Origin of the sequence: Tsukamurella sputi, assembly GCF_007858445.1 — a bacterium.
Classification (GTDB): domain Bacteria; phylum Actinomycetota; class Actinomycetes; order Mycobacteriales; family Mycobacteriaceae; genus Tsukamurella; species Tsukamurella sputi.
Genome location: NZ_VIGV01000003.1, coordinates 120,601 through 145,133 on the forward strand (window position 1 = coordinate 120,601; position 24,533 = coordinate 145,133).

The following is a 24,533-nucleotide window of genomic DNA, read 5'->3' on the forward strand; positions in this document are numbered from 1 at the left end:
CGATCGTGCGGTGCCCGACATCACCACGACGACGCTGCTCCTCCTGCTGCTCGCGGCGCTCGCTGCGGGCTGGGTGGATTCCGTGGTGGGCGGCGGCGGACTGATCCAGCTGCCCGCGCTCCTGATCGCCTTCCCGACCGCCGCGCCGATCCATCTGCTCGCGACCAACAAGATGGCCTCGATCGCGGGCACGACCACCAGCAGCATCACCTACTGGCGGCGCGTGCGTCCGGACTGGCGCACCGTCGTCGCGCTCGCCGTCCCCGCCTTCGCGGGCGCGATCGCGGGATCCCTGATCGCCTCGCACATCCCGCGCTCGGCGTTCAACCCGATCATCCTCGCGGCGCTGATCGCAGTCTTCGTCTACACCCTGCGGCAGCCGGACCTCGGCGGAGAGACCGCGCTGCGCTACCGCGGGCACCGTCACCTCGTGACGGCGGGGCTGGCCGGGTTCGCGATCGGGGTGTACGACGGTGCGCTCGGGCCGGGGACCGGATCCTTCCTCGTCTTCGCGATGGTCGGCCTCATGGGCTACGCCTTCCTTGAGGCCTCGGCGAAGGCGAAGGTCGCGAACTTCGCCACGAATCTTGCCTCGCTCGTGGTCTTCCTGCCCCAGGGCGCGGGCTATTGGAAACTCGGCGTGGCGATGGCGTGCGCGAACGTGGCCGGCGGCTACCTCGGCGCGCGGACGGCGGTCGCCAGGGGCAGCGGCTTCGTGAAGTTCGTCTTCCTCGTGGTCGTCACGGCGTTCATCGGCAAACTCGGCTACGACACCGTGACGCAGTTCGCGCGCTGAGCACGTGCGACGCTGAGCGTGTGCGACCGGATCAGGCGTTGATGACGCCGTGCATCACGACCTGCTCGGCGGCGTCGCCGAAGTCGGCCGCGTCGTCGCCGTCGGGGGAGCCGCCGATCAGGGTGGTGGAGAAGGTCACCAGGTGCTCGGAGTCCTGGGAGTACATCTCGTTGCGGATCGTCACCATGTCGAACCCGCCGACGCGGCGGTGCTTGTCCACGTGCACGTGGCAGGTCAGCTCGTGCCCGGCGAGCACGGGCTGGTGGTAGACCATCGACTCGTCCGCCTGCATGAGCTGGCTGGCCCCGTAGCCGAGCACCGAATCGTCGAAGAGGGCGCGGTTGGCCACGACTCCGGCGACGCTCACCAGCATCGGCGGCGCGACCAGGTCGTCGTGGCCGGCGGCCCGGGCCGCTTCGAGGTCGAAGTGGACCGGCGCGGTGAACTGGGAGGCGCGGGCGTACTCGCGCACCTTCTCGCGGCCGACGAGGTAGGTGTCGGGGTGCACATAGCTGTAGCCGACCGCGGACGCGGCGCGCTCGCTGATCTCTTCCGGGGTCAGCGCGGGGGCGGCATCGTTGTTCGGCATTCGCCCAACGTATCGGGCAGCCGCCTCCCGGGATTTGTCCGTTCCTCCAAGAATCCCTTCGAGGGCTTGGTCCGCCTTCGAGTGGGTGTGGTCGAGTTCACGTCGAGCTCGACGGTTTGCGTTGCACCCCATGGCTCGCCGTAAAATGGTGCGGTGAGCGAAGCCGGCGCTGCCCCTGAAGACCCGATCGACCTCGAAGCCTGGCGCACCGCCAATGAACTGTCCGTGCCCTTCTCCGAGGCGCTGGATCTGTGGGCCGAGGCCGCCCACGACGCGCTCGTCGAACTCGCCGGCCGGTACGGCTCCTACATCAGTTACGCCGAGCTCGCCGCGCGTGCGCAGGCCGATGCCGGCGTCGCCACCCGCGCCCCGGTCCGCCTCTGGATCACCGCGCTCCAGCGCCGTGTCACGGACCGTTGCCAGGCAGCGGGTGAGCCGCCGCTGGTGGCCCTCATGGTCGCGCACGATCAGACGGTCGGAGAGGGCTACGCGTACGCCGTCGCGGCCGCGGATCTGCCGGTGCCGGAGAATCTGGATCAGCACGCCGCCGCGGCCCGGTTCGCCTGCTACCTCCACTTCGGTGCGACGGTGCCCGTCGGCGCTGCCCCGCAGCTCACGCCGAAGCTCGAGGAGGCGCGGCGGGCCGCCGCCGCGCGCGCCGCGAAGATCAAGCCCGCCAAGGCCGCCTCGAACGGTCGTGTCGTGAAGGCCCGCACCCCCGCGGCGCCACGGGCGGCGAAGGCACCGTCGGCCCGGGCGACGAAGGCTGCGGCGCCGGCCAAGCCCGAGCCCCGTCCGGCCAAGCTGTGCCCGAACTGCTTCACCCAGCTCGCGGCCAACGGCGAGTGCGGCTTCTGCTGAATCTTGTATCCCGCGTACAGTCTTCGCTAGACTGACCGTGGGTACACCGGGCCCCGGGGTCTTCGCGCCGCTCGTTCGTCCATCGCCCGGTGACATGAAGTGAACACTCCCTCGTCGTACGACGATTCCCTGCTGTACGTCCACATCGACACCTGGGAATACCAGTGCTGCGGCACGGTTCCCCGCGTCGGCGCCGAGCTGAGCGGCACTCTCACCGTCCATCGGAGCGACCTCCCCGGCTATCGGGCACCCGAGGCCACCGGCTTCGACCCACGCTCCGGGATGGTGCATCTCGGGTCGACCGTCGCGCAGCTCGGCTACGGCCTCTCGGTGCCCGACGGGGAGCTGATTCTTGCGCTGGGCTGGCACGAGCGTGACGCGAGGCCGTCGGTGACGGGGACCGTCGAGCGGGTCATCGAGGAGACGGGGCGGTTCCTGCCGATCGGCGAGGACCGGACGCTCCTGGTGGACCCGGATTCGCGGCAGTTCCGCGACGTCGACGAGGCCACCCGGTGGCCTGAGGAACAGCTCGAGAGTGGTGGCGCGGCCACCATCGGCGTCGTCGTCGGGCTGCGCGTGACGGATGCGAGGATTCCGACGGCAGACGAGATCGACGGGCGACTCGCCGAGGAGGAGCGGACCCGGCGCACCGTCCATCTGACCGGTCCGCTCGATGCTTTCGGTCCGGCGGTTCCTACGGTGGGCGGAACGATCGAGGTCGACCTCGGCGACGCGAGGCTGGACAGGGACGGCATGCTCGCCGGGCTGACCGGAGTGGTGCGCGGCGAGGTCCTCCAGGCCAGCGCGATGATGACCTTCGGGCGCGACGACGAGATCTTCGGCGTGCTCTACGTGGAGCCCGATCCGGGCGATCCACCGTCCGAGTTGATGGTGCGACTGCTCATCGATCCGGACTGCGCGGAGATCCCGTGCTGAGCCGTGCGTGCCCACGACCTCGCGCCGGTGGCCCGGCACGTCTGAGCGGCACGTCGAGTACAATCGCATCATCCCTAGGAGGGCCTGGCTACGATAGCCGCGGAGGTAGGCCGGGACTCCCGTGGAGGCGCTGCTACGGGTCGCCGAACACCCGGTTCGGATTCATGAATTCTGCTTGGTCGCTGGACATGTCACTGCAGTACGTGCACATCTCGAACTGGGAGTACCAGTGCTGCGGGACGGTGCCGCGCGTCGGTGGAACGGTGCGCGGTTCGCTCACCCTGCATCCCAGTCGACGGCCGGGCTATCCGGCGCCCGAGGTGCTCGATTGGGATCCGGCGTCCGGGCTGGTGCGCGTCGGAGACCTCTACGCGCAGCTGGGCTTCTCCGTGACCGATCCCTATCGCACCGACCTCATCGTCAGCCTGGGGTGGCACGACGCCGGACCGGCGCCGACGGTCGTGGGCACCGTCGAGATCCTCCTGGAGGAGACGGGCACCTACGTGCGCCAGAGCACCGGCGAGCTCGACATCGCCCCCGCGTCCGTCGAGTACCGCGAGGTGCGGGAGGCGACGATGTGGCCCGAGGATCGCCTTGAGGCCGGTGGGCCTGCCGCGGCCGGCGTCGTGGCCGGGGTGCGGCTCGCGAGCCCCGTCGAGGAGGCGGACCGCGCCCGCATCCTGGCGGAGGGCCTCCGCTTGTTCACCGAAGCCGGGGTCTGAGGGCTCACACCGAGACCGGATCCGGCGAAGCGACGGACGCGCGGGCCTTCGGCACCGCCCAGCACATCGCCGCGGCGGCCACGCAGAGCGCGCCCGCGGTGTAGAACGCGGGGTCGTAGCCGCCCGAGGCATCGCGGATGTAGCCGGCGCCGAACGCCGCCACAGCGGCTCCCAACTGGTGCGAGGCGAAGATCCAGCCGAACACCACGGGCGTCGACTCGCCGAAGTGCTCGCGCGCCAGGGCCATCGTGGGCGGCACCGTCGCCACCCAGTCGAGACCGTAGAACAGGATGAAGACGAGCAGGCCCGGCGCGATCCCCGGCGACAGCAGCGCGGGGAGCAGGCCGAGGGCCAGTCCGCGCCCCAGGTAGTAGACGACGAGCAGGATCCGCGAATCGACGCGATCGGTGAGCCACCCGGAGGCGATGGTGCCCACGACGTCGAAGACGCCGATGACCGCGAGTAAGGAAGCGGCGGTGGTGGCGGGCATCCCGTGATCCCCTGCGGCGGGGATGAAATGCGTCTGCAGCAGGCCGTTGGTGGTCGCGCCGCAGATGGCGAAGCTGGCGGCCAGCAGCCAGAAGGCGGGGTGCCGGGCGCCCGTCGTCAGGCCCGCGAATGCCGCCTTCACGGCGCCGCCGGTGGGGGCGGGCGGGTGCACCACCTCGGAACCGCCGAACGGCGCCAGGCCCAGTTGCGCCGGCCACGACCGCAGGAACAGACCGGCCACGGGGATCACCGCGACCGCGACGGCGGTGACGACGAGGGTCGCGGTGCGCCAACCGTGCGCCTCCGACAGTGCGGCGACCAGCGGGAGGAAGATCAGTTGGCCGGTGGCGCTGGCTGCGGTGAGCACTCCGGTGACGAGGCCGCGTCGTGCGACGAACCAGCGCATCGCGATGGTGGCCACGAAGGCCGTCGACAACGAACCCGTGCCGAGTCCGACCAGCACGCCCCACAACAGCACCAGCTGCCAGGCGTCGGTCATGAACACGGCGAGCCCGGTGCCGGCGGCAACGAGCGTCAGCGCGCCGATCACCACGGGCCGGACGCCGAGCTTGTCCATCAGCGCCGCCGAGAACGGTGCCGTGAGCCCGAAGAGCGCCATGTTCACGGACATGGCCGCGCCGATCGTGGCGTGCGACCAGCCGAATTCCATGTGCAGCGGGTCCATCATGACGCCCGGCACGGAGCGGAAGCCCGCCGCGCCGAGCATCGTCACGAAGGCGACGCCGGCCACGATCCAGGCGTAATGGGGCGCTCGTAGGCGCTTCAGCGGAGTGGTCACCGCACTAGATTCCCGGACGGCGGCCCGTCGAACCAGTGGCATTGATGACAAGATATGAAAGAATCGTGCCATGCACACCGTGGCCGTCCTGCTGCTGGAACCGATCGTCGGATTCGATGCCGCGATCCCGCCCCTGTGCTTCTCCGAGGCCACCGACGACGACGATCGGCCCCTGTACCGTGTCGTGACCTGCGGCGTCGACGGCCGACCGGTCCACGCCACGGGCGGCTACACGATCGTTCCCGAGGCCGGCCTCGACGTGCTGGCCGAGGCCGACACCCTCATCGTCCCCGGCACCAAGATCGCAGGACCTCGCTTCGAGGGCACCCTCCCCGACGAGGTGCGCGACGCCCTCGCCGCTGTGCGTCCGGGCACGCGCATCGTCTCCATCTGCACCGGCGCCTTCGTCCTCGCGGCCGCCGGGTTGCTCGACGGCCGGGCCGTCACCACCCACTGGAAGTACGGCGCGCAGCTGCGCAAGCTCTACCCTCGGGTCGGTCTCGTCGAGCACGTGCTGTTCACCGACGACGGCGACGTCCTCACCTCGGCGGGGCTGGCCGCCGGCCTCGACCTGTGCCTGCACCTGATCCGCTCGGATCATGGCGCCGCGGTGGCCAACAAGGTCGCGCGTCACTGCGTGGTGCCGCCCGCCCGCGAGGGCACACAGGCCCAGTTCGTCGACGTGCCCGTGCCCGTCAGCGGGGCGGGCAGCACGGTCGAACCGCGGGACTGGGCCACCCGGAACCTGAACGCGAACCTGTCGGTCGAGGTGCTCGCGCGCCGGGCCGGGATGTCGGTGCGGACCTTCAACCGGCGGTTCCGGGAGGAGACCGGCCAGACGCCCGGCGCGTGGATCCTCCGTCGCCGCCTCGACCGCGCCCGCGAGCTGCTGGAGACCTCGGCGCTGTCCGTCGACGCGGTCGCGCGCGAGGCCGGGCTCGGCACCGGCGCGAGCCTGCGGTCGCACCTGCGCCGCGACACGGGGATGACGCCACTCGGCTACCGCCGCGTCTTCCGGGAGGCGGCGGGCGCGTGAGCGTCGCACCGTCGGACCCGGACGGCGCCCACCCGGGCACTGGACGATCCCCGGGGGCGGCCGGGCAAGATGGTCGAATGCAGAGTCGGGTTGCGCCGCTCACCGGGCTGCGCGCCGTCGCGGCGGCCGCGGTGTGCCTGACGCACGCCGCCTTCTCCACGGGGCACTACACCGACGACTTCGTCGGACACTTCTGGGCGCGATTCGAGATCGGCGTGCCGATCTTCTTCGCGCTCTCGGGCTTCCTGCTGTTCCGGCCGTGGGTGCGACTGCTGCAGGACGGGACGGGCCACCAGCCGGACCTGCGACGGTACGCCTGGCATCGGTTCCGGCGCGTCGTCCCGGCGTACTGGGTGGTCGTGGTCCTCGTGTACGCGCTGGGGCTCGTGCGGCACGAGCCCAACCCGTCCGGCCGCGGGATCGACGGCCTGATCCGGAACCTCAGCTTCACCCAGATCTACGGATTCGGGCACCTGCGGGTGGGCCTCACGCAGGCGTGGAGCCTCGCGGTGGAGATGGCCTTCTACCTCGCGCTTCCGCTGATCGGGTGGGTGCTCACCGTGCTGCTGTGCCGATACCGGTGGCGGCCCGGGCTACTGCTCGCCGGCCTCGCAGCGTTCGCCGCGATCACGCCGGTGTGGATCGTGATCGCCCCGTCCATCGAGCTCACGGCCCGCATGTGGCCGCCCGCCTACCTCTGGTGGTTCCTGGCGGGGATGGCCCTGACCGTGGCGGCCGCGCAGGCCCGACGGTGGCCGCGCGGCGCCACGCCCGCGTGCCTCGCGGCGGCGCTGATCGCCTTCGTCGTCTCCGCGTTGCCCGCGATCGGCGGGCCGCCGACGATGGTGCCCGGAAGCCCCGGCGAGGCGATCGTGAAATCCGTGTTGTACCTGGTGATCGCGGCCGCATTGATCGCCCCGCTCGGGCTAGCGCCGCAGTCCCGCTCGCTGTACCACCGACTGTTGGGCAGCCGCCCGATGGTGTGGCTCGGCGGCATCTCGTACGAGTACTTCCTGGTGCATCTGATCGTCATGGACGTGCTGCTCCTCGACGTCTTTGGCTGGCGGATGTTCACCGGGAACATCGCCGTGGCCTTCCTCGCCACCTCGCTCGTCAGCATCCCCCTCGCATGGGCGCTGCGCGCTGCACTGCCTTTCGGGGATGATGAAGGTCGCAGGGCGACGCAGAAGGGGGTGACGGATGTCCGCACAGGAGCCTGAGGTGCACATCGAGGCGCCCGTGCGCCGCTGGTGCGATGCGCGCGCCATCCCCATGCCGCGCCGCGAACTCTCCGACGAGGCGGCGCTGCTCATCGCCGCGGGCCATCTGCAGCCCGCCGCCCGCGAGGTGGTGCTCAACCGCTTCGATACCGAACGCGCCTTCCCGGACATCGGGGGCTATTCCAAGCTGCGCCGGCTCAGCCGGATCGCCGAGCACGAGGCCCCCGCTCCGGCGGCCGACGGCGTGCCGCCGAACCCGTTGCTGCAGGCCAAGGCGGCCGCCGATGCGGTCCGCGCGGCCGACGCGCGCCGCAAGCTGGCCGGCTTCCGGCATGCCTTCACCCTCAACCGGCTCTCCTTCGCCGCGGGTGTGCGCGCAGTGCGACGCGCCCGCAAGGACGCTGTGCACCTCGACCTCGACGAGCGCGATGCCCTCTTCGACGCGCTGTGCCTGACCCCGTTGCCGGTGACCCCGTCGGCGGCCGCGGTCGCCGCGCGCACCGTCGCGCGGGTCGCGGGCCCGGTACTCCGGCTCGCGCCACAGATGGCGGGCTGGGTCGACGGCCACGGTGCGCCCGACGAGGGGCTCCTCGTCTTCGAGGACCGCTACGACGTGCTGCTCTTCGTCGCAGGCCTGGTCTACGACAAGGTGAGCTACTCGCGCTCGGTCAGCGCGGGCGAGTTCGACGAGCAGCTGATGCAGCTGGATCTGCCCACCGACCTCGTGCAGATCTCCGCCGACGTCGCGCAGCTCAAGTCCGTCTGGGGCCAGCTCCGGTACGCGCCGGGCCTCGCCGACGGCACCCGGTCGGGCGAACTCGACAAGGTGTGGGGAGAGCTCGTCGACCGGGTCACGGCGCTCACCCGCGTCGGTGATCTGGTGGACGTCGCCGACTCCAAGCGCCCGCGGCGCATGTCCATCGAGTCGATCGACCAGCAGATCCACGAGCTGGTGCAGCGCGCCGGCGAGCGCGAGATCTCCACGCAGAGCGCGCGCCGCGTCGCCGGGCAGATCATGGGCGCGCGGGGCGATCTGCCGCCTCAGCTGCCCGACGGTCCGCGCCGCGCCCTGCCCGGTCAGGCTCAGCCGCGCGACCAGGACGCCAGGTAGGACTTCTCGTCGTCGGTGAGGCGTCGTAGGCTGCGCTTCTCGATGTCGACCACCGCCATCTGGGTGGTCGCGAGGATCGCGGGCTTCGACTCCGCTGCCGCCTCGCGGGCCCGCACCTCGTAGCCGATCGTGAAATCGACGCTGCGGTTCGACGCTATGTACATGCCCACGTGAACCGGCGAATCCTCGTGGTACAGCTGCGCCTTGTACTTGATCGCGACGTCCGCGATGAAGGCGCTCTTGATCAGCGGCGCGTACTTCTCCCCGGCGGAGAGCAGCCACTGGATGCGGGCCTCCTCCAGCAGCGTCACCATCCGCGCGTGGTTCACGTGGCCCAGCGCGTCCATGTCGGACCAGCGGACGGGAACGTGTGCGGTGAAGGCGAACTCGTACTTGCCGAGGCTCATCGTGACCATCCGGTGGCGAAGGCCAGGAAGGCGTCGTTCTCCTCGGGCACGGTCACGGTGACGCGGACGCCGGCACCGTCGAAGCCTCGAACCAGCAGGCCCGCCTCGGCGGCGTCGGCGGTGAACCGCAGCGCGTCGGTGCCGAGGGGGAGCCAGACGAAGTTGGCCTGCGTGTGCGGGACCTCGAATCCGGCGTCCAGCAGCGCTTCCCGGACGCGGATGCGCTCGGCGACGACGGCCTCGGTGCGGGCGAGGAGTTCGTCGTTCGCCTGCAAGGAGGCGATCGCGGCGGCCTGCGCGGGCACGCTGACGGAGAAGGGGAGGTGCACCTTGGTGAGCGCGGCGATCAGCTCCGGATCGGCGATGGCGTAGCCCACCCGCAGGCCCGCGAGGCCGTAGGCCTTGGAGAAGGTACGCAGCGCGATCACGTTGCGGTGCCGCGAGATCAGGGCGGCACCGTCGATCCGTTCGCCGGTCTGATCGTTGGCCCGGTGGTACTCGTAGTAGGCCTCGTCGAGGGCGACGACGACGTGCGGCGGCACCTTCTGCAGGAACGCCTCGAACGACTCCTCGGAGATCGTCGTGCCGGTGGGGTTGTTCGGGTTGCAGACGAAGATCAGGCGCGTGCGGTCGGTGATCGCGGCGGCCATCGCGTCGAGGTCGTGCGCGTGGTCGGCGGTGAGCGGGATCTGGACCGGCGTCGCCCCGACGACGCGGGTCACGATGGGGTAGGCCTCGAAACTGCGCCAGGCGAAGATCACTTCGTCGCCGGGGCGGCAGGTGACCTGCACCAGGTCCTGGCACAGCGCCACGGAACCGCACCCGGCGTGCAGCTGCTCCTCGGTGGCGCCGGTGAGCTTCGCCAGCTCGGCCTTGAGCGCCGCGGCGCCGTTGTCCGGGTAGCGGTTGGCGCTGCGCAGCACCTCGGCGAGGGCGGCGGAGACCGACGGCAGCGGACCGTCGACGATCTCGTTGGAGGCGAGCTTGATCGCGCCCGGCGCGGACTTGCCCGGGACGTACGCGGGGAGCGCGTCGAGATCGGCGCGGATGCTCAGCGGCGCGGGGCGGGACGGGTTCTCAGTGGCCACGGGGCCAGGGTAGCCGGGTCCGCTCCGACACAGCACCGAGGCCGGTCATGGGACCGGCCTCGGTGTCGGTGCTGTGATGCGTCAGTTGCCGGAGAGCTTGTCCTTGAGGGAGTTCGCCTCGTCCTTGACCTTGTCGCCGAACTCGGTCGCCTTCTCCTTCGCGGTGGCGGCGGCCGAATCGATGTCGCCCTGCACCTTGCTCGCGGCTTCCTGGGCGCGCCCCTTCAGATCCTCGGCCTTGCTCTTCGCGTCGTCTGCGAAACCCATGTCATTGCCTTCCGGTGAACCCGATGTACTGACCCGAGGACGGCCCCCGAGGGTTTTGATTCTGCAAGAGTGGGGGCCGTCCCGCTGGGCGAATCTTGCAATCGCGTCCTACCTGGGCCGATTCAGTTGCCGGTCAGCTTGTCCTTGATGGCGTCGACGCCCTCCTTGACCTTGTCGGCGGCGTCCGCGATCTTCTCCTTGGCCGCGGCGAGGCCCTGATCGGCCTGGCCCTCGGCCTTGAGGTCGTCGTTGCCGGTGGCCGCACCCGCGGCCTCCTTCGCACGCCCCTTGAGATCCTCGGCCTTGTTCTTGGCGTCGTCTGCGATTCCCATGCCTACGTCCTCTCGGAGATCGTTCGGTGTTCTTCTTCTCGGGGCCGTTCCCCAAGTCTCTTATCGCCCCGCCTGTCGTTCACCAGGAGCTGGAAACCGACGTCGGGGTTGGTGGCGGCGGTGACCTCGCGCCGTGCGGCGGCCGCCAATGCGGACAGCTCCTCGACCGACGCATCGGGGCTCACGCCGACGGCGATCCGGATGATCGGTCGGCCCTTCTCCACGACGGTCGACGGGCGGGCCCGGCGGATCAGCGGGCTCCGCGCCACGTCCGCCGCGGCCGCGTCAGCGACCCGTCCCAGGTCGACGGTGCCGCCGCCCTCGGTCGGGACGGTGCGCGTGGACGCGCTGCGCAGGTGGCGCACGAGCAGCCACAGCGTGCCGAGGATCAGCACCACGCCGGCTGCGCCGATCACGGGGGGCCACCACGGCTCGTCGGGCAGCCGCGTGACGGTCTCGGTGGACACCCGGTGGGTGGCGTCGGTGGCCGTGCGCTGTCCGAGCCGGTAGCCGAGCGCCCACAGGCCGCCGGCGAGCAGGACGAGGCCGACCAGGCCCGCGACGAGCCGGTCGATCACGCGGGTCGACGGCTTCATCGGGCCACCTCCTCGGCGGTGCGGCGGTCGGCGTCGATGCGCCGGCTGAACCAGAGATCACCGGTCACGGGCTCGTGGCTGCGGCGACGGGGCTTGACGGCCGCGATGAGCAGCACCAGTCCCAGCACGATCGCGCCGATCGTGGCGGGCCAGGCCCACCAGGCCCACCGCATGTCGTCGGCGATGCGGGGCACGGTGTCGAGCCACCGGCGGCCGGCCACCCAGCCCAGCGAGACGACGGTGTCGCGCACGGCGAGGACGCCGAGTGCCAGGACGGCCAGCAGGAGCGGCACCGTAGCGATGCTCGCACCGGCCGTGCGGCGAGGCGAGTGCTTGCGCAGGGCCCGCTCAGCCGTCGGCTCCGCCTCGACGGCCGGATGCCGGTACGCGAACGCGGCGGAGCTCGAGCGCTCGTCGCTGACCCGGGTGATGTGCACGTGCACCTCCTCCGGAGCGGAGCCCAGACTGCGGGCGAGCTCCTCGTCCACGGCGGTGCGCACCGAGGGCACGAGCCGGGCCGCGTCGAGCGGCCACTCGGCGGCGATCTGCACGTCGACCTCGTTCCGGTCGCGGTCGGCGAACCGGACCGCCGGGAGCTGCCGCGTCGCCAGCCCGCGGCGGCGCTCGGTTCCGGGCACCGTGAGGACGGCGTGCTCGATCAGCTTGCGCCGCACCCGGTCGTCGATCACGGTGCGTCCGCGGGTGGCGGCATCCGCTGCGCGGTCCACACCCGTGCCACCGGTGGTGCCGTCCTCGACCGGAGTATCGGGAGTCACCGATTCGGTGGTCATGGTCAGCTCCGGTCGCGGCGCCGCAGGGCGGTGAGATCGATGAGGCCGTCGAAGTGGGCGCCGATGGCCAAGCCCGCCCCGCCGAGGACGATCGCGAGCAGGAAGCCGACGAGTCCCCCGACGAGGACGGCGATCGCCACCAGGAGGCCGATCACGCCTCCCCAGACGGTGAAGTTTCCTGGTGTCATGCGATGAACTCCTTCGAAGAGGCGGACTCCGGATGATCGGAGACCACGATGTCGGACACGACCACGTCGACGGGGACCCCCGCCGCATCGGTCGCGGCTCGTCGGACCCTGTCCGCCAGGTCGACCAGGTCGACCTCGCGACGGAACTCGAGGACGACGCAGACCTGGCCGGACTCGTCGTCGAGGCGGACCCCGCGGACCGTCCGGCCCGGCAGATGGGTGGCGGGGGAGCCGGGGCCGCCCGCGTGGACGTCCACCACGCCGTCGACGGCGGTCACCGCGGCGACGACGCCGTCGACGCGCTCCGCGTGCGCCCGGCTCACTGGACCCGCGGCTCCGACGAGGTTCCCTCGGCGGCCTCGTCGTCGTCCGCGAAGTGGACGTCGTGGACGGTGACGTTGACCTCGGTCACCTCGAGGCCGGTCATCGTCTCGACGGCGTCGATGACGTTGCTGCGGATGCCCGCGGCGAGATCGTGGATCGCCACGCCGTACTCGGCGACGATCGCCACATCCACAGCCGCCTGCTTCTCGCCCACCTCGACGGTGACGCCCTGGGTGAGGTCGGGCGAGCCGGGGAGGGTCTCGCGGATGCGGCCGACGACCCGGGCGGCCTGCCCGCCGAGGTCGTACACGCCGTCGACCTCGCGGGCGGCGATTCCGGCGATCTTCGACACGACGATGTCCGCGATGCTCGTGGTGCCGCGACCGACCTGGGTGGAGACCGCGGAGCCCGGCTTCGTCGCCGTCGTCCCGTCGGCGGTCGCGGTGGCCGGCTTGGTAGTGGTCGAGGTCATCTTCCGTCTCCTTGTGTCGACTGATGTACCGGGTTCTGTTCCGGCACACTGGGTGAGTCGCGGTGTGCGGGAGATCGGCACGCGATTGTGGTCCATCTCACATTCGGGAGGGTTGGTGTCCGGCGCAGATCTGTTGCGGTCGCTGTCCGATGAGACGTTGACCAGGCGCGCTCAGCGCGGCGACACGGCCGCCTTCGACGTGCTCGTGCAGCGTCATGCGCCGGCGATGCACCGGTTCGTGGCGCGGACGATGCCCGAGCGCAGCGACTGCGACGACATCGTGCAGGAGTCCCTGATCGCGGCGTGGAAGGCGCTCCCGAACTTCGCCTTCCGCTCCAGCCTGCGCACCTGGTTGTTCTCGATCGCCTCGCGGAAGACCGCTGACGTGCTCCGTCGCCGCGCTCCGGTGGTCGATTCGGAGGCCGTCGTCGAGGCCGCGGCGAGCGGCCCCGGGCCCGTCGAGAAGGCGACCGACCGGGACTTCCTCGACGCCCTCGGGCGCGAGCTCGGGCGACTGCCCTACCCGGCGCGGGCGGCGTGGTGGCTGCGCGAGGTCGACGGGCTCTCCGTCGCCGAGATCGCCGCCGTCCTGCGGACCACCGAGGGCTCGGTGCGCGGGCACCTGCAGCGGACGCGACAGCGCCTCGCCGAGGCGCTGGGGGAGTACTGGCCATGACCGATCCGACGGGGCCGGCGGAGGCCGGGACGTTGTGCAATCCGACGCGACGTGGTCACACTGGGGGTGCGATGAGTTTCAGGCGAGTGGAGAGCGGCCACGCCGAACCGGCGCAGGCCACCGATTGGATAGCCGACGCGACACGTCGGCTGGCAGGGCTGACCGCACCCGATGCGGGCGCGCCCGAGGGCGACCCCCGCTGGGGCGCGGACGCCGTTGATCGACTGCGCGCCGCCGTCGCGCTCCAGGTGGCAGGACTGCCTCGCCGTTCGCGTGCGGTGGAGACGGTGCGGCCGGGGATCACGGTCACCGAGCTCGCGCTCTCGAAGGCGGTGACCGCGGCGCTCTCCGACGACGCCGCCGCCGAGGCGGCTGCCGTCGCGGACGTCGCCCTCGAGCTCGTGGGTACCCGGGTGAAGGCCGTGCACGTCCATCTCGTGGCCGTCGGAGCCGAGGGGCGGTCGCGCTCCCTGCTCGACGGTGGCGACCGGTTACGGGCGCTCGCGGAGGACGCCGTGCTGCGGATGATCGGCGATACCGGCGTGAACGTGGACCTCACATGGGAGGACCTGCTCACTCCCGAGTCGATCTGAGCGCACGCACGGCGGCAACGGGGATGACCTGCCGTTTTGTGGGTTGCGGGGAGGTTGTGTAAAGTAGCTGCTCGGCGGTTGCGCGTGACCCGTAAGGATCGCTTGCGCATCGCGTCCGATTTGGAGGCGTGCCAGAGCGGCCGAATGGGACTCACTGCTAATGAGTTGTCCGGCCAACACCGGACCGGAGGTTCAAATCCTCTCGCCTCCGCCACGTCGGTCTTCGGACCGGCGAGAATTGAATATGGGTATGCGCCCGTAGCTCAGTGGATAGAGCATCTGACTACGGATCAGAAGGTCAGGGGTTCGAATCCCTTCGGGCGCACAAGAGGAAATGCCAGGTCGATGATATCGGCCTGGCATTTCCTGTTTCGAGGGACTTGGAGACGCCTGTGGCCGAAGTCGGTATCGCGGACCTCGCCGGCGTGGTCTATTCCGCCGGCAAGGTCTTCGACGGGCTGTCCACGGGACGGCTGGACACGGAGAACTTCCTGCGGTCCGGCAGTCTCGACGGTGTCGCGTCCCGTGCGGACCTCGCCCTGCTGGAGGATCTGCGCGACGCCGCGCAGTATGTGCTCGGTCACGTCGGCGAGGTCGTCGATGCCGGTTTCGTCCGTGCGGTCAATGCCACGATGACGCGCAGCGGTGCACTGCATCCTGGGCGGCTGCGGACCGCCGACCAGGCGATCGGGGTGAGCACGCGCTACGGCCGACACGAACCCACGGCGCTGACGGAGGCCGGCCTGCAGGAGGTCATCGACGCGGCGACGTCCGGCGACGTGATCGAGGATGCGCTCGAGCTGTTCGTCCGGCTGGCGCGGGCGCAGCCCTTCGAGGACGGGAACAAGCGCACCGCGATCATGGTGGCGAACGCGCTGCTCCTGGGTGCCGGGGCGGGCGTGCTCCTGACGGTCCCCGTCGACGACGGCGACCCAGACGGTGACTTCAACGACCTGCTGGCCCGCGCCTACCGGTTCGACGAGGTCGCCGCAGTCAAGGATCTGCTCCGCCGAAACGGCTTGGCCCCGACGTCGTCGTAGTCGGTTCAGTCCGGGAAGAGCCTCGCCCGCGCCGCCGATTTCTGTAACGTGTTCTAGAAATCGACGCGGAACGGGTGGCTGTGCATGAGTGAGTGGGATCTGTCTGCCGAGGTGGTCGTGGTCGGCTACGGCGGTGCCGGAGTGGTGGCCGCGCTGGCGGCGCGGGAGGCCGGTGCGGATGTGCTGGCGCTCGACCGTTACCTGGGCGGCGGCGCGACGGCCCTGTCCGGCGGCATCGTCTACGCCGGGGGCGGCACGTGGGTGCAGCAGGCGGCCGGGGTGGAGGACACCGTCGAGAACATGTACGCCTACCTCCGGGGCGAGGTGGGCGACGTCGTCTCCGAGGCCACGCTCCGCAGGTTCTGCGAGGGCTCGCCCGCGATGATCGACTGGCTCACCGGCCACGGCGTGCCCTTCGACGCGTCGTCGTGCCCGTACAAGACCTCGTACCCCACCGACGACTACTACCTCTATTACTCGGGCAGCGAGAACTCCTTCCCCGACCGCGCCGTCCCCCGCCAGCGCGGGCATCGCGCCCACGGCCCGGGCGTCTCCGGCAAGGCCTTCTACCGCCCCCTCGCGGCGTCGGCCGCACGGGCGGGTGTGCGGGTCCGGACCGGCATGCGCGTCACCGATCTCGTCCTGGACGAGGGTCGTGTCGTCGGCGTCGAGGCCGTCACGCTCGACGGTGCGCCGCCCGCCGTCCTACGCCGGTTCGCCGCGCTCACGAAGCTCTCCGCGAAACCTGGTGTCTACCACCAGGGCTTCCGATCGGCACTGCAGGCGCTCCTCGACCGCATCGAACGCCGCCACGGCCGTGCGATCCGTATCCGCGCGACCTCATCGGTGATCGTCACGACCGGTGGCTTCATCGCGAACCGCGCCATGGTCGCCGCGCACCGGCCCGACTTCCCCTGGGACGAGGGCCTGCCGCTGGGCACGGCCGCCGACGACGGCAGCGGAATCACGATGGGGTGCAAGGCCGGCGCCGCCGTCGACAAGATGGACCACATCTCCAACTGGCGGTTCATCGGCCCGCCGAGCGCCTTCTTCGCGGGCCTCGCCGTGGGGAGCGACGGCCGGCGCATGATCGACGAGTCCCGCTACGGCGCCGCGCTCGGCGACGCCCTGGCGACCCGGCCGGACCATCGCGGTTGGCTCCTCGTGGACGCGCCGCTCCTCGCCGAGGCGCGCAAGCAGATCCCCCAGCAGTCCACCTGGTTCCAGCGCCTGCAGACCGAGCGACTGCTCCGCCTGGGCGCGACCCGCGGCGCGACGCTCGAGGAGGTCGCCAACCGGGCGGGCATCGACCCGGTGGAACTGCGTGCCACCGTCGACGCGCACAACCGCGCGATCGAGGACGGCCTGCCCGATCCGCTGGGCAAGCCCGACGTGGTCCGCCGGCCGATCAGCACCGGACCGTTCACGCTGCTCGACATCTCCTTCCGGGCCCGGGTCAGCTACCCCATGCCGATGCTCACGCTCGGCGGGCTCGTGGTCGATGAGGAGACCGGTGCGGTGCTCCGGCCCGACGGTGCGCCCGTGCCGGGGCTGTTCGCGGCCGGTCGTGCGGCGGTCGGAGTGTGCTCGAACTCCTATGTCAGCGGGCTCTCGCTCGCCGATTGCGTCTTCTCCGGCCGGCGGGCGGGCGCGCACGGCCGCTGACTGCACACACCCGCCCAGCGGTTCAGCCGAAGGCGAGCGTCGGCACGTCCACGATGTGCGCGCCGCCGTCCACGACAATCGTCGACCCCGTGATGTAGCCCGCGTCGGGGCCGAGCAGGAAGGCCACGACGCCGGCGACCTCCTCCGGCTCCGCGGGACGCCGCAGAGGCACGTCGCGGGTGACCCGACGGTACGCGTCGTCGACATCCGCCGCGGCGCCGTCCGCCACGAGGTGCCGCATCTCGTCGTCCGCCATGGGCGTGCGGATCCAGCCGGGGCACACCGCGTTCGCGCGTACGCCGGCGGTCCCGTAGTCCCGGGCGAGCGAGCGCATGAGGCCGATGACCGCGTGTTTGCCCACCGTGTACCCCGCCGTCTCCGGTCCCGCCCGCAAACCGGCGAGCGAGGAGATCAGGCACACCGAGCCCCGGGTCTCCCGCAGCGCGTCCAGCGCGGCCCGCGCCGTCACGAACGCGGTGTCCAGGTTCGCGGCCAGCGATCCGCTCCAGTCGGCGTCGGTGGTGTCGCCGACGGACGAGAAGCCGTGCCCGCCGGCGTTCGTCACCACCCCGTCGAGGCGCCCGAAGCGGGCGAGCGCCTCGCCGACCACGCCCGCCATCGACTCCCCGTCCGCGGCGTCGGCGACCGCGGTCGCGCAGCCCGTCTCGGACGCCACCGCCTCCAGCGGGTCCGGACGGCGACCGCAGGCGAGGACGTCGTGGCCGTCGCGCCGCAGCCGCGCGACCACGGCCGCCCCGATCCCCGTGCCACCGCCGGTCACGAGATAGACGCTCACAGCTCCACTCCCAGCCTCGAGGCGATCGCTCCGTAGCCGGGCAGGCTCTCCGCCCGGTCGAGGTCCTGATCGAGGGCGGCCCAGACCCCGGGACGCGTGCGCCGCAGCAGCACCGCCGCGATCCCCGTGATCACGATCGCCGCGGGGATCAGCCATGGCAGCCGCGCGATCGTGGGATCCTCACTGCCCGCCATGGCGGGAAAGTTCACGAAGGCCAGCACCGTCGCGACCCAGAGCCCGAGCCCGCCGAGCCCCGGAAGTACGAGGGTCGCCAGGAGATCCGGCGAACGCCGTCGCCGGAAGTGCACCACCACCGCGGTCGCCGCGAGCGCCTGCAGCGTGAGGATCCCCAGGGTTCCGACCCCGACGAAGGCGGGCACCAGCGTGGTCGCCGGATCCGCGCCGACGATCGCGAAGAGCAGCGCCACGGCGGTGGCGAGGCCGAGCTGCACCGTCGACGCGAGCACGGGAGCTCCTGTGGCCGAACGGGTCCGGGACAGAAACGGCGGGAGAACGTGCACCCGGCCCAGCGCGAACAGGTACCGGGTCGCGGCGTTGTGCAGCGCCAGCAGCGCGGCGAACAGGCTCACGAGGAGCAGTGCCTTCATCGCCGTCGTCGGCCAGTGCCCGAGCTCCTGTTCGGAGACCACGAAGACGAGATCGCCCGCCGCGAGGTGCTCCCGCGCGACACCGCCGGCGACGTCGGGGCCGATCGCCGAGACGATCGCCCAGGTGGTGATCGCGCCGAGGGCGCCGAGCACCACCAGCGCGACGTAGGTCGCGCGGGGGATCGTGCGGCGCGGATCGCGCGCCTCCTCACCGAACAGCCCCGTCGCCTCGAAGCCGACGAATGCGGTGGCGGCGAAGAGGAGTCCCAGCCCGACCGAACCGCCCGTCACCAGCGCCGGATCGAGCGCGCGCAGGCTGTACCCGTGCCGGGCCAGCACGGCGACATCGAGTGCCACGATGATCGCGACCTCGAGCGTCAGGGAGACCGCCAGCACCTTGGTGGAGAAGTCGATCCCGCTGCGCGTGAGCAGCCACGCCAGCGCCGCCGACAGCACGCTCCACACCCACCAGGGCAGGTGCACTCCGATCAGGTCCTCGACGATCGCGCCGGTGAAGAAGCCGCTCGTGCCGATCGCGCCGATCACGAAGCAGTTGTAGCCCACCAGCGCCACGCCCGCGGCCATCAGGCCCGCCGTGCGGCCCAGCCCCCGCACGACGTAGACGTAGAAGCCGCCGGCGTTGATCACCTCGCGTGCCATCCGGGCGTAGCCCACCGCGAACAGCAGGAAGACAACGGTCGCGGCCACGTACATCAGCGGCGTGGCGCCGCCCACCCCCGTAGCGATGCCGATGCCGGCCACCACGATCATCCCGGTCAGCGGCGCGACCGCCGCCAGCACCAGGAAGACGATCGCCCCGACCCCGAGCGTTCCCCGGTGCAGCCCCGACGGGTCCGACGGTGCGCCGCTCACGGACCGACCGCTGCCGGATGCTCGGTGCGGCCCAGGATCTCGGCGAACGCGCCCACCGGGAAGTTGGCGAGCGTGGCACCGTCGAACTCCCCGAAGCCGCAGATCTTGCCGTCCGTGCGGAGCCCGTCGAGGTCGATGAGGATCAGTCCGAGCGTGGGCACGATCTTCTCGCGCCACTCAAAGAGATAGAGCCCCTGCCGGATCCGGTACGCGCGGCACAGGTCCACGTCGGCGAGATCGCGCTCGACGCCCGTCACGCAGTGCCAGGCGTAGAGGGTGGGGGAGAAGTAGACGTGCTCGTACTGCTCCTGCGGGGAGTAGGTGTACCGGTTGCGCAGCCCCACCAGCTCGTCGGTCGGGCCGTGCTCGGCCCCCGGTGCGGGCGCCGCCGGATCGACGACGGTGCCGTGGTCGACGCGGGCCGTCACGAGCGTGGGGTCGTCGCCGCGCTGGACGCGGGTGTACGCGCTCTCCGCGGCCTGCGCGGCGGTGGGGAGCTCGCCCACCACCCGGGTGGCGCGTCCCAGCTCGAGGTCGATGACGAAGGTGACCGACGGTACGCGGCCGTCCTCCGGCGCGATCCCGCGGTCGACGAAGTAGACGCCGGGCCGGATCGAGGTGATCCGCACGGGGACGGAGGTTTCCGCGGCGATACCGGTCCAGCCGGCGCGGGTCCCGTCGACGGTGAGGGTCACCGTCTCGTCGCCGAACCGGAGGGTCAGGGTGCGTCCGTCGAGGCCGTCGTCGGGCTCGAGCAGGTGGGCCCCGGGGGCGAAGCCGTAGCCCAGGGCGGCGACGGGGATGAAGGGCTGTGCGGTCATGGTGTGTGCTCCTAGCGGTGTCGGGTGCCGTCGGGGAGGTCGAGCGCGGGGTTGCGATCGAGGAAGCCGTACGGCTTGAGGAGGAAGCCGGAGTAGTCGACCGGCATGATCGGCCAGTCCTCCGGGCGGGGAACGTGCGTGGGGCCGAAGACGTGCCAGACGACGATGTCGGCACCGTCCACCGGCCGGTCCTCCGCGGCGAAAGCGGGAAGCCCCGCCCCGCCCGCGTGTTGGTTGACGGCGATGCCGGCAGGGAAGGTCTCGTCCGGGCCGTAGCCGGTGACCCAGAGGTGCCGTGTGGCGAAGGCGGCCCGGGCCGCGACCGGCGCGTCGTCGGCGGCGAGGAGGGTGGGCGTGCCCTGGGGGATCAGCTGGTACTCGGTGGCCTTCCCGAGCCGATTGGTGCGCTCGGCGCTGCCGATGTGCCACGTGCGACCCACCAGGTTGTCCGCAGACCGGCCGCCGGGCTCCGTGATCCGCGTGGCGCGGTAGGTGAAGGCGTTGCCGTGCGGGTTCTCCGGCCCGGTGGGGATGCGCACCAGGTCGATCTCGTCGACGTAGTTCGCGTCGCCGTCGATCGCCACGTCCAGTCGCGCGCAGAACAGGTGCTGGTGCACCGGGGCGAACAGGCCGGGGGCGATCTCCGCGGAGTGCGGGTGCTCGGTGCCGGGCTCCTCGGCGCCGCAGAAGACGATGCCGGTGGCTTTGGCCTCGAACTGGATCGTGCCGTCGAGGTAGAAGTACCAGAAGAAGCCGTAGTCGTAGTTGCCGATGGTGGCGAAGTAACTGATCACCAGGCGCCGGGAACGGCGGGACTCAGAACGACGTCCGGGTTCCGTGTGCTTCCATAGGATCCCGTAGTCCTCCTCGTGCATGCAGACGGCCTGCTCGATGGTGACGGGGAGCCCGTCGTCGCCGGCGACGTGCGCGTCGAAGTAGTGGATCAGTCCTACGCAGTCGCAGCCCAGGGCGAGGCTGTTCGCGTTCTTGCCCAGGTGGTACTCGCCCGCGTCGAAATAGCTGATCCAGTAGCGGGTCTCGGTCGTATCGCCGTACGGCACCACCATCTCGGGGACGCTGGCGCGATGCAGCACGGACCGGGTTCCGGTGCCGTCGTCGAATCCGATCCCGTTGAGCACCAGTCCCTCCCGCATCGAGAAGCCGACCCGCAGGGACCAGTTCTCCCACCGCACCTCGCTCCCGTTCACGATGAAGCTGGGGCCCTCGGGCTGCGTGATCTCGATGGGCTTGAGCGTGGTCCGGGCCGGCCCCACCGATGCGGCGTCGTAGTTGCCGCCCTCGGCGGGGACGTCGACGATCCGTTCGTCCACCACCCGCAGTACCTCGCCGGATGTGAGGTCGATGGTGACCACGAGGCCCTCCACCGGGTGCGCCCAGGGGCTGTCTTCCGGATGGTCCCGCAGGAAGGTCAGCGACCGGATGCACCGGCGCCCGGACTCGTCCTCGCGCCCGAAGTGACCCGGGGCGAGCGGCGCGCAGAAGGCGAGGTCCAGCACGTCGTCGGCGAAGCCCCGTCGGGCCATGGCGTCCCGCCATTGCGGATCGGCCTTGACGATCGCTTCCACCCGCTCGTACTCCTCGAAGAGGTACGGAGGCTGACCGTACGGCGCGGTCCCGGTGGGCATCTCGGTCCGGGACTCGACGGTGCCGGCCGGAAGCGCGACGACGGCGTCGACGCTCCGTCCGGTCGCGGTGTCCAGCAGTACCGAGGAGATGCGTCGCTCGATCGGATCGCCGGGCCGCCACCCGGCCAGGGCCGCCTTGTCGGGCTCCAACAGCAGTTGCTGGGCGAACCGCACCGTCGGCCCGAGCAGGCCCGCCCGGTCCAGCACCGCCCGGACCGCGGTGATCTCCTCCGGGACGAGACCGTCCGTGGGGTGTCCGACGGTCAGGCACCGGGAGCGATGCCCCACGTTCGGGCCGGCGCTGTGGCAGCAGGTGCCGTCGAATGGATTCGGGGGCATGGATGGGACTCCTCGTGCGTGATGATCGTGTGGTGCACATCACGCTAGGAGACCGTCGCACCCGGGGATTAGTCCTTCGGCGCAGCGCTGTTGTGTTCGGCTGCATCCCGCGTCCGGTAAGCGCGGGGGCCCATCCCGAACCGGAGCTTGAACGCCTTCGAGAAGTGCGCGGCGTCCACCAGTCCCCACCGGGCGGCGATCCGGTTGATCGGCTCCGAGGCGAACAGCGGGTCCACGAGGTCGCGGCGGATGTGCTCGAGCCGCCGCTCGCGGATCCAGCTCGCCAGCGTCACGTTCTCGTTGGTGAAGATCGCGTGCAGATGCCGCGTGGAGATGAAGTGCGCCTTGGCTATCGACGTCGGCGTGAGGTCGGGGTCGCCCAGCCGTGCGTCGATGTACTCGCGGATGTCGCGCAGCAGCGCCCGCTGCGGATCGCGGGCGTCGCCCACGCGGTGTTCGCTCGAGAGGAGCGTCACCAGCAGGTCGAGGGCGGTGTGCACCAGGCGGATGCCCGCGGGGTCACGCAGGTCGTGGATCGCGGCACCGAGGTCCTGGAAGAAGGAGTTCACCACCCGCCCGAGCGCGGTGTCGTGGGCGAAGCGGACAGCGGTGAGCCGCGCGAGTTCGCCCGGCGGCAGGTCGATCAGCCGGTGCGGCACCATGATCACGAGCGCCCGGTTGTCGGTCTCGAAGGCGAGCCGGTACGGGCGGCTGGTGTCGTAGACCGCGAGGTCGCCGGGCGAGATCCGGGCGGTGCGGCCGTCCTGTTCGAGGATGCAGAAGCCGTCGAGGGCCAGGCTGAGCTTGAGGTAGGCGTCGCCGGACCCGGCGATGAGCTCCTCGGTGCGTTCCACGATGTGCGGCGTCGCCTCGATCTCGTAGACGCAGATCTCGTCCAACACGGTGGTGACCATGCTGCCGCGGAAGGGGACCCCGCAGTTCTCCCGGACGATCAGGGGCACGAAGGACCGGTTCACCAGCTCACGCCACTGCGGGAGCGGCAGGTCCCGGTACCGCTCGCGTCGTGCGCCGCCGCTCATCCGCTCACAATAGCGCCGCGCGGGGCCGGGGCCGTCCTCGCGGACGATCCGCAGTGCGCCCGCGCGGTCAGCCATTGATCACCTGCGGGACCGCGACGGACTTGAGGCCCTCGACGCCGAACTCCAACCCGTAGCCGGACGCGCCGACACCACCGAAGGGCACCATCGGGTGGACCGCGCCGTGCCGGTTGATCCAGACGGTGCCGGTGCGCAGCCGCGCGGCGATCGCGCGCGCGGCGTCGACGTCGGCCGACCAGACGGAGCCGCCCAGGCCCGCCCCGCCGGCGTTGGCGAGCGCGACGGCCTCGTCGACCTCGCGGAACCGGACGATGGGCAGGGCCGGTCCGAACTGCTCCTCGGTCACCAGCGGACGGTCCGGCGCGATGTCCGCGACCAGGGTGGCCGGGTAGAAGTTCCCCGGCGCCGCGCGATCCGGCTCACCGCCGATCAGGATGCGGGCACCCGAGAGCCGGGCGTCCTCCACCAGGCGGTCGACGACGTCGAACTGCGCCGCGGTCGTGAGCGGCCCCAGGGTGACCCCGGGGTCGACCCCGTGCCCGCTCCGGGTGGACCGCGCCACGCGCAGCAACGCCTCGCAGACGGCGTCGTAGACGTCCTCGTGCACGTACAGCCGCTTGAGCGCGGCGCACGTCTGCCCGGTGTTGATCCGGTCGCTGATCCGCAGGGAGCCCATCTTGTCGCAGATCTGGATGATGTTGTGCTTCTCGTGCGTGGCGAAGGCGATGTGGTGCATGCGGGGGCCGTCGCCGCCGGTCAGCGCGGTGTCGTGCACCGTCTGCTTGCGGTGCATCCAGGCGGCGTAGGTGGTGCCGGCCGCGTCCTTGATGTCCTCGGAGACCCGGAAACCGAGGTTCTCCAGGTACGCCCGCCCGCGCGGGACGTTCGGCACGACCTGATTGAAATGGTCGAGGCGCACCAGCTCGCCCGCGCCGTACAGGTCGTAGCGCTGGTGCAGGCGCTCCACATGATCGACGGCGTGGAAGAACTCGTAGGGGAAGCCCAGGGGATCCTCGACTCGGACCGCGTCGCCCACGCCGTTGACGAAGCCCTCCGCGCGGCGCTCCGTGCGGCAGCCGAGCGCGCGATAGTAGGCCTCGGCGCGGTCCACGTCCTCCGGGGTGCGCACGCGGTAGGCGAGCGCGCGCACGGCGGCCACCGGTCCGCGGCGCAGCACCAGGTTGTGGTGGATGAACTCCTCGAAGCTACGCAGGTAGACGCTGTCGTCGTCCTCCTCGGTGACGTGCAGGCCGAGGACGTCGACGTAGAACTCGCGCGACCGGGCGAGGTCGGTCACCACGAGCTCGGCGTAGGCGCAACGGACGATGTCCGGCGCGGGCACGGTGGGGGTGGGGATGGGCGAGTTGTGATCGACGTTCATGACGGATCCTTCT

The 24,533-nt window shown here is 71.2% G+C and carries 28 protein-coding genes and 2 tRNA genes; 13 read left to right on the forward strand and 17 right to left on the reverse strand.

The genetic code is table 11. The features are described from left to right. The first annotated feature begins 10 nt into the window (after positions 1–10). Entirely contained in the window at positions 11–796 is a 786-nt protein-coding gene (locus FK268_RS10060) for a sulfite exporter TauE/SafE family protein (protein WP_146433643.1), read from the forward strand. Between the two features lie 31 nt (positions 797–827). On the opposite strand, the gene FK268_RS10065 is transcribed toward FK268_RS10060, so the two are convergent. Further along, the gene (locus tag FK268_RS10065; protein ID WP_158636084.1) at positions 828–1,385 is read right to left on the reverse strand and encodes a MaoC family dehydratase N-terminal domain-containing protein; all 558 of its coding nucleotides are present in this window, start codon (positions 1,383–1,385) and stop codon (positions 828–830) included. 153 nt (positions 1,386–1,538) lie between these two features. Here FK268_RS10065 and FK268_RS10070 point away from each other — a divergent pair, with 153 nt between their 5' ends. The 3 genes from FK268_RS10070 (at position 1,539) to FK268_RS10080 (ending at position 3,904) form a co-directional block, all read left to right on the forward strand. Next, on the forward strand, positions 1,539–2,246 hold the full coding sequence (locus FK268_RS10070; protein ID WP_146433647.1) for a hypothetical protein: 708 nt from the start codon (positions 1,539–1,541) through the stop codon (positions 2,244–2,246). A gap of 99 nt (positions 2,247–2,345) precedes the next feature. Beyond that, complete coding sequence (locus FK268_RS10075) at positions 2,346–3,182, forward strand: DUF6578 domain-containing protein (protein ID WP_146433650.1); 837 nt, start codon at positions 2,346–2,348, stop codon at positions 3,180–3,182. Between the two features lie 164 nt (positions 3,183–3,346). Then, on the forward strand, positions 3,347–3,904 hold the full coding sequence (locus FK268_RS10080; RefSeq protein WP_146433652.1) for a DUF6578 domain-containing protein: 558 nt from the start codon (positions 3,347–3,349) through the stop codon (positions 3,902–3,904). Between the two features lie 4 nt (positions 3,905–3,908). On the opposite strand, the gene FK268_RS10085 is transcribed toward FK268_RS10080, so the two are convergent. Next, the gene (locus tag FK268_RS10085; protein WP_146433654.1) at positions 3,909–5,234 is read right to left on the reverse strand and encodes an MFS transporter; all 1,326 of its coding nucleotides are present in this window, start codon (positions 5,232–5,234) and stop codon (positions 3,909–3,911) included. Positions 5,235–5,262: 28 nt separating this feature from the next. Here FK268_RS10085 and FK268_RS10090 point away from each other — a divergent pair, with 28 nt between their 5' ends. The 3 genes from FK268_RS10090 (at position 5,263) to FK268_RS10100 (ending at position 8,559) form a co-directional block, all read left to right on the forward strand. Continuing rightward, positions 5,263–6,228 carry a GlxA family transcriptional regulator gene (locus tag FK268_RS10090; protein WP_146433656.1) on the forward strand — a complete coding sequence of 322 codons (966 nt, stop codon included), beginning with the start codon at positions 5,263–5,265 and terminating at the stop codon, positions 6,226–6,228. A 77-nt stretch (positions 6,229–6,305) separates the two neighbouring features. Further along, positions 6,306–7,448: an acyltransferase family protein gene (locus FK268_RS10095; protein WP_146433658.1), complete on the forward strand. Its 1,143-nt coding sequence runs from the start codon at positions 6,306–6,308 to the stop codon at positions 7,446–7,448. Beyond that, a complete protein-coding gene (locus FK268_RS10100; protein WP_146433660.1) occupies positions 7,429–8,559 on the forward strand; it encodes a hypothetical protein in 1,131 nt (376 codons plus the stop codon). Before FK268_RS10095 ends, FK268_RS10100 begins: the two co-directional genes overlap by 20 nt. Here the strand turns inward: FK268_RS10100 and FK268_RS10105 are convergent. From FK268_RS10105 to FK268_RS10145, 9 genes are all read right to left on the reverse strand, one after another. Continuing rightward, positions 8,532–8,966 carry an acyl-CoA thioesterase gene (locus FK268_RS10105; protein WP_146433662.1) on the reverse strand — a complete coding sequence of 145 codons (435 nt, stop codon included), beginning with the start codon at positions 8,964–8,966 and terminating at the stop codon, positions 8,532–8,534. The two genes, FK268_RS10100 and FK268_RS10105, sit on opposite strands and share 28 nt — an antisense overlap. Then, positions 8,963–10,021: a histidinol-phosphate transaminase gene (gene hisC, locus FK268_RS10110; RefSeq protein ID WP_166443475.1), complete on the reverse strand. Its 1,059-nt coding sequence runs from the start codon at positions 10,019–10,021 to the stop codon at positions 8,963–8,965. Before hisC ends, FK268_RS10105 begins: the two co-directional genes overlap by 4 nt. Positions 10,022–10,135: 114 nt before the next feature. Continuing rightward, positions 10,136–10,321 (reverse strand): CsbD family protein, encoded by a 186-nt coding sequence (locus tag FK268_RS10115; protein ID WP_146433666.1) that lies wholly within the window; start codon positions 10,319–10,321, stop codon positions 10,136–10,138. Positions 10,322–10,443: 122 nt separating this feature from the next. Then, a complete protein-coding gene (locus tag FK268_RS10120; protein ID WP_146433668.1) occupies positions 10,444–10,653 on the reverse strand; it encodes a CsbD family protein in 210 nt (69 codons plus the stop codon). A gap of 2 nt (positions 10,654–10,655) precedes the next feature. Continuing rightward, positions 10,656–11,249, reverse strand: a complete 594-nt coding sequence (locus tag FK268_RS10125; RefSeq protein WP_193560266.1) for an Asp23/Gls24 family envelope stress response protein — start codon at positions 11,247–11,249, stop codon at positions 10,656–10,658. Then, the gene (locus FK268_RS10130; protein WP_146433670.1) at positions 11,246–12,040 is read right to left on the reverse strand and encodes a hypothetical protein; all 795 of its coding nucleotides are present in this window, start codon (positions 12,038–12,040) and stop codon (positions 11,246–11,248) included. The genes FK268_RS10125 and FK268_RS10130 overlap by 4 nt, the downstream gene beginning before the upstream one ends. Positions 12,041–12,042: 2 nt before the next feature. Further along, positions 12,043–12,228: a DUF2273 domain-containing protein gene (locus FK268_RS10135; protein ID WP_146433672.1), complete on the reverse strand. Its 186-nt coding sequence runs from the start codon at positions 12,226–12,228 to the stop codon at positions 12,043–12,045. Then, positions 12,225–12,551 carry a hypothetical protein gene (locus tag FK268_RS10140; protein ID WP_146433674.1) on the reverse strand — a complete coding sequence of 109 codons (327 nt, stop codon included), beginning with the start codon at positions 12,549–12,551 and terminating at the stop codon, positions 12,225–12,227. Before FK268_RS10140 ends, FK268_RS10135 begins: the two co-directional genes overlap by 4 nt. Continuing rightward, the gene (locus FK268_RS10145) at positions 12,548–13,024 is read right to left on the reverse strand and encodes an Asp23/Gls24 family envelope stress response protein (RefSeq protein ID WP_146433676.1); all 477 of its coding nucleotides are present in this window, start codon (positions 13,022–13,024) and stop codon (positions 12,548–12,550) included. The genes FK268_RS10140 and FK268_RS10145 overlap by 4 nt, the downstream gene beginning before the upstream one ends. A gap of 115 nt (positions 13,025–13,139) precedes the next feature. Between FK268_RS10145 and FK268_RS10150 the strand changes: the two genes are divergently transcribed. The 6 genes from FK268_RS10150 (at position 13,140) to FK268_RS10175 (ending at position 16,998) form a co-directional block, all read left to right on the forward strand. Then, positions 13,140–13,700 (forward strand): RNA polymerase sigma factor, encoded by a 561-nt coding sequence (locus FK268_RS10150; RefSeq protein ID WP_193560267.1) that lies wholly within the window; start codon positions 13,140–13,142, stop codon positions 13,698–13,700. A gap of 71 nt (positions 13,701–13,771) precedes the next feature. Then, on the forward strand, positions 13,772–14,293 hold the full coding sequence (locus FK268_RS10155; RefSeq protein ID WP_146433680.1) for a hypothetical protein: 522 nt from the start codon (positions 13,772–13,774) through the stop codon (positions 14,291–14,293). A gap of 122 nt (positions 14,294–14,415) precedes the next feature. Further along, positions 14,416–14,507 (forward strand) — tRNA-Ser (locus FK268_RS10160). Between the two features lie 38 nt (positions 14,508–14,545). Next, positions 14,546–14,618, forward strand: a tRNA-Arg gene (locus tag FK268_RS10165). Positions 14,619–14,685: 67 nt separating this feature from the next. Further along, complete coding sequence (locus FK268_RS10170; protein ID WP_146433682.1) at positions 14,686–15,333, forward strand: Fic family protein; 648 nt, start codon at positions 14,686–14,688, stop codon at positions 15,331–15,333. 84 nt (positions 15,334–15,417) lie between these two features. Beyond that, a complete protein-coding gene (locus FK268_RS10175) occupies positions 15,418–16,998 on the forward strand; it encodes an FAD-binding protein (RefSeq protein WP_146433684.1) in 1,581 nt (526 codons plus the stop codon). A gap of 22 nt (positions 16,999–17,020) precedes the next feature. On the opposite strand, the gene FK268_RS10180 is transcribed toward FK268_RS10175, so the two are convergent. The 6 genes from FK268_RS10180 to FK268_RS10205 form a co-directional block, all read right to left on the reverse strand. Continuing rightward, positions 17,021–17,794 carry an SDR family NAD(P)-dependent oxidoreductase gene (locus tag FK268_RS10180; RefSeq protein ID WP_146433686.1) on the reverse strand — a complete coding sequence of 258 codons (774 nt, stop codon included), beginning with the start codon at positions 17,792–17,794 and terminating at the stop codon, positions 17,021–17,023. Then, complete coding sequence (locus FK268_RS10185) at positions 17,791–19,275, reverse strand: APC family permease (protein ID WP_231707015.1); 1,485 nt, start codon at positions 19,273–19,275, stop codon at positions 17,791–17,793. Before FK268_RS10185 ends, FK268_RS10180 begins: the two co-directional genes overlap by 4 nt. Next, positions 19,272–20,096: a MoaF C-terminal domain-containing protein gene (locus FK268_RS10190; protein WP_146433689.1), complete on the reverse strand. Its 825-nt coding sequence runs from the start codon at positions 20,094–20,096 to the stop codon at positions 19,272–19,274. The genes FK268_RS10185 and FK268_RS10190 overlap by 4 nt, the downstream gene beginning before the upstream one ends. An 11-nt stretch (positions 20,097–20,107) precedes the next feature. Then, the gene (locus FK268_RS10195) at positions 20,108–22,081 is read right to left on the reverse strand and encodes a primary-amine oxidase (protein ID WP_193560268.1); all 1,974 of its coding nucleotides are present in this window, start codon (positions 22,079–22,081) and stop codon (positions 20,108–20,110) included. A gap of 68 nt (positions 22,082–22,149) precedes the next feature. Further along, entirely contained in the window at positions 22,150–23,196 is a 1,047-nt protein-coding gene (locus FK268_RS10200; protein WP_205124472.1) for an AraC-like ligand-binding domain-containing protein, read from the reverse strand. Continuing rightward, entirely contained in the window at positions 23,189–24,520 is a 1,332-nt protein-coding gene (locus FK268_RS10205; RefSeq protein ID WP_146433691.1) for an aldehyde dehydrogenase family protein, read from the reverse strand. The genes FK268_RS10200 and FK268_RS10205 overlap by 8 nt, the downstream gene beginning before the upstream one ends. Positions 24,521–24,533: the final 13 nt, after the last annotated feature.